Source organism: Streptomyces sp. NPDC006265 (assembly GCF_040613555.1).
Taxonomy (GTDB): domain Bacteria; phylum Actinomycetota; class Actinomycetes; order Streptomycetales; family Streptomycetaceae; genus Streptomyces.
Genome location: NZ_JBEXSH010000910.1, coordinates 1 through 3554, shown reverse-complemented (window position 1 = coordinate 3554; position 3554 = coordinate 1). Strand labels below are relative to the sequence as shown.

3 protein-coding genes are annotated in these 3554 nt (G+C 68.9%); all 3 read left to right on the top strand.

Features of this window, described 5'->3' with window-relative positions; all coding sequences use genetic code 11:
• The first annotated feature begins 159 nt into the window (after positions 1-159).
• A complete protein-coding gene (locus tag ABZ281_RS42600) occupies positions 160-600 on the top strand; it encodes a DUF948 domain-containing protein (protein WP_356663415.1) in 441 nt (146 codons plus the stop codon).
• 9 nt (positions 601-609) lie between these two features.
• On the top strand, positions 610-963 hold the full coding sequence (locus tag ABZ281_RS42595; protein WP_356663413.1) for a hypothetical protein: 354 nt from the start codon (positions 610-612) through the stop codon (positions 961-963).
• Positions 963-3554 (top strand): alanine--tRNA ligase (gene alaS / locus ABZ281_RS42590; protein WP_356663411.1); only part of this gene is annotated, 2592 nt, incomplete at its 3' end. The genes ABZ281_RS42595 and alaS, both read left to right, overlap by 1 nt.

The following is a 3554-nucleotide window of genomic DNA, read 5'->3' as shown; positions in this document are numbered from 1 at the left end:
GGCAGCGGGTTTTTCATGGCCGGCGGCTTCCCCAACTCGCCCCGACGATCCGTGCCGTGCCCCCTCGCCGGAGCCAAATCCGGTACGGAGTGCCGTCGTGGTCGCGATAGGCTCGGCGCACGACTTTTTCGATGTTCAGGCACGTTTTTCAGGGAGCGGGTGCACACAGTGTCCGGTGGAGAGGTTGCCGGGATCCTGGTGGCCGTCTTCTGGGCGATCCTGGTCTCCTTCCTCGCCGTCGCGCTGGCGAGGGCGGCCCAGACGCTCAAGGCGACCACCAAGCTCGTGGCGGACGTGACCGACCAGGCCGTCCCGCTGCTGGCCGACGCCTCCGCGGCGGTGCGCTCCGCGCAGACCCAGATCGACCGGGTCGACTCGATCGCCTCCGACGTCCAGGAGGTCACGTCGAACGCCTCGGCGCTGTCGACGACCGTCGCCTCCACCTTCGGCGGCCCCCTGGTCAAGGTCGCGGCCTTCGGCTACGGCGTGCGCCGGGCCCTCGGCGGCCGCAAGGAGGACGTGCCCGCCAAGGCGTCCAGGCGTACCGTGATCGTGGGCCGTACGGTCACCCGGCGCAGCGCCCGAGGGAAGAGGGACTGAGAGCCAGCGATGTTCCGCCGTACCTTCTGGTTCACCACGGGCGTCGCCGCCGGTGTGTGGGCCACCACCAAGGTCAATCGCAAGCTGAAGCAGCTGACCCCCGAGAGCCTCGCCAGAACCGCCGGGAACAAGGCGATCGAGGCCGGTCACCGCATGAAGGACCGTGCCGTGGGCTTCGCGCTCGACGTTCGGGACAACATGGCCGTGCGGGAGGCCGAACTGGGCGACGCCCTCGGGATCAACGAGAATCCCGAGCTTCCCGGACCCCGGCGTCACATCGCCATCGAGAACCGCAACAACCCGAAGTACGTCGAGGGTTCGGCGTACCAGACGTACCCGTACAACCGGAATGAGGACCACTGATGGAGTCGGCTGAGATTCGCCGCCGCTGGTTGAGCTTCTTCGAGGAGCGCGGTCACACCGTCGTCCCTTCGGCGTCGCTCATCGCGGACGACCCGACTCTGCTCCTCGTCCCGGCCGGCATGGTGCCCTTCAAGCCCTACTTCCTGGGTGAGGTCAAGCCGCCCTTCGCGCGCGCCACCAGCGTGCAGAAGTGCGTGCGCACGCCCGACATCGAAGAGGTCGGCAAGACCACCCGGCACGGCACGTTCTTCCAGATGTGCGGCAACTTCTCCTTCGGCGACTACTTCAAGGAAGGCGCCATCAAGCACGCCTGGGAGCTGCTCACCAGCCCCCAGGACAAGGGCGGTTACGGCCTGGAGCCGGAGAAGCTCTGGATCACCGTCTACAAGGACGACGACGAGGCCGAGCGCATCTGGCACGAGGTCGTCGGGGTGCCGAAGGAGCGCATCCAGCGCCTCGGCATGAAGGACAACTACTGGTCCATGGGCGTCCCCGGCCCCTGCGGCCCGTGCTCCGAGATCAACTACGACCGCGGCCCCGAGTTCGGCGCCGAGGGCGGCCCCGCCGTCAACGACGAGCGGTACGTGGAGATCTGGAACCTCGTCTTCATGCAGTACGAGCGGGGCGAGGGCATCGGCAAGGACAACTTCGAGATCCTCGGCGACCTGCCCAGCAAGAACATCGACACCGGTCTCGGCCTCGAACGCCTCGCCATGATTCTGCAGGGCGTGCAGAACATGTACGAGATCGACACCTCGATGGCCGTCATCAACAAGGCCACCGAGCTGACCGGCGTCCGCTACGGCGACGCCCACGACTCGGACGTCTCCCTGCGCGTGGTCACCGACCACATGCGCACCTCCGTGATGCTGATCGGCGACGGCGTCACCCCCGGCAACGAGGGCCGCGGCTACGTGCTGCGCCGCATCATGCGCCGCGCCATCCGCAACATGCGTCTGCTCGGCGCCACCGGTCCCGTCGTGAAGGACCTGATCGACACCGTGATCGAGATGATGGGTCAGCAGTACCCCGAGCTCATCACCGACCGCGAGCGCATCGAGAAGGTCGCCCTCGCCGAGGAGAACGCCTTCCTCAAGACGCTGAAGGCCGGCACCAACATCCTCGACACGGCCGTCACCGACACCAAGGCCGCCGGCGGCACCGTCCTGGCCGGTGACAAGGCCTTCCTGCTCCACGACACCTGGGGCTTCCCGATCGACCTCACCCTGGAGATGGCCGCCGAGCAGGGCCTCTCCGTGGACGAGGACGGCTTCCGCCGCCTGATGAAGGAGCAGCGGGAGCGCGCCAAGGCCGACGCCCAGGCCAAGAAGACCGGGCACGCCGGTGCCGGTGCCTACCGTGAGATCGCCGACCAGGCCGGTGCCACGGACTTCATCGGCTACACCGACACCGAGAGCGAGTCCACGATCGTCGGCATCCTCGTCGACGGCGCTTCCTCCCCGGCCGCCACCGAGGGCGACGAGGTCGAGATCGTCCTCGACCGCACCCCCTTCTACGCCGAGGGCGGCGGCCAGATCGGCGACACCGGCCGCATCAAGGTCGACACCGGTGCCGTCATCGAGATCCGCGACTGCCAGAAGCCGGTCCCGGGGGTCTACGTCCACAAGGGCGTCGTCCAGGTCGGCGAGGTCACCGTCGGCGCCAAGGCCCAGGCCTCGATCGACGACCGCCGCCGCAAGGCCATCGCCCGCGCCCACTCGGCCACGCACCTGACCCACCAGGCCCTGCGCGACGCCCTCGGCCCGACGGCCGCCCAGGCCGGTTCCGAGAACCAGCCCGGCCGCTTCCGCTTCGACTTCGGCTCCCCGTCCGCCGTCCCGACGGCCGTGATGACCGATGTCGAGCAGAAGATCAACGAGGTGCTCGCCCGTGACCTCGACGTCCGTGCCGACGTCATGGGTATCGACGAGGCCAAGAAGCAGGGCGCCATCGCCGAGTTCGGCGAGAAGTACGGCGAGCGCGTCCGCGTGGTCACCATCGGCGACTTCTCCAAGGAGCTGTGCGGTGGCACGCACGTGCACAACACCGCCCAGCTGGGCCTGGTGAAGCTGCTCGGCGAGTCCTCCATCGGCTCCGGTGTCCGCCGGATCGAGGCCCTCGTCGGCGTGGACGCCTACAACTTCCTCGCCCGGGAGCACACGGTCGTCGCCCAGCTCCAGGAGCTGATCAAGGGCCGCCCGGAGGAGCTCCCGGAGAAGGTCTCCGCCATGCTCGGCAAGCTGAAGGATGCCGACAAGGAGATCGAGAAGTTCCGCGCCGAGAAGGTCCTCCAGGCCGCCGCCGGTCTCGCCGAGTCGGCCAAGGACATCCGCGGCGTTGCTGTCGTGACCGGTCGGGTCCCGGACGGCACGACCGCCGACGACCTGCGCAAGCTAGTCCTCGACGTGCGCGGACGCATCCAGGGCGGCCGGGCCGCCGTCGTCGCCCTCTTCACGGTGGCGAACGGCAAGCCGCTCACGGTCATCGCCACCAACGAAGCCGCCCGCGAGCGGGGCCTGAAGGCCGGCGACCTGGTCCGCACGGCCGCCAAGACTCTCGGCGGCGGCGGTGGCGGCAAGCCGGACGTCGCC